The following is a 503-nucleotide window of genomic DNA, read 5'->3' on the forward strand; positions in this document are numbered from 1 at the left end:
GTCGCGGTCTCGATACGGTCTGCAATCACGGCATGACTGGCGCCATGCAAGGCAGTAACCCCCTGAATCACCAGACGATCCGTACCTATACCTTCAATCTTTGCGCCCATGGCGACCAACAGATGGGCCAGATCGGTCACTTCAGGTTCACGTGCCGCATTTTCCAGCACGGTTTCACCTTCTGCAAGCGTTGCCGCCATCAGCAGATTTTCAGTACCGGTGACCGTAATCATATCGGTCACGATGCGCGCACCCTTGAGGCGTTTGGCTTTCGCATGGATATAACCCGCCTCGATGGTGATTTCAGCGCCCATCGCCTGCAAGCCCTTGATATGCTGATCCACAGGGCGTGAGCCTATCGCGCAGCCACCAGGCAGCGACACTTTAGCCTCACCGAAACGCGCCAGCAAAGGTCCCAGCACCAATATCGATGCACGCATGGTTTTCACCAGGTCGTAGGGCGCTTCCAGCTTGTCGATCTGCGCACCATTCAGTACGGTGAC

1 pseudogene is annotated in these 503 nt (G+C 56.7%); it reads right to left on the reverse strand.

Features of this window, described 5'->3' with window-relative positions:
* A pseudogene (locus tag KDM89_RS19545) lies at positions 1 to 503 on the reverse strand (UDP-N-acetylglucosamine 1-carboxyvinyltransferase); the annotation flags it as partial.

Origin of the sequence: Cognatundibacterium luofuense, assembly GCF_018139685.1 — a bacterium.
In the GTDB taxonomy this organism is placed as follows: Bacteria; Pseudomonadota; Gammaproteobacteria; order Burkholderiales; family Burkholderiaceae_D; genus Undibacterium; species Undibacterium luofuense.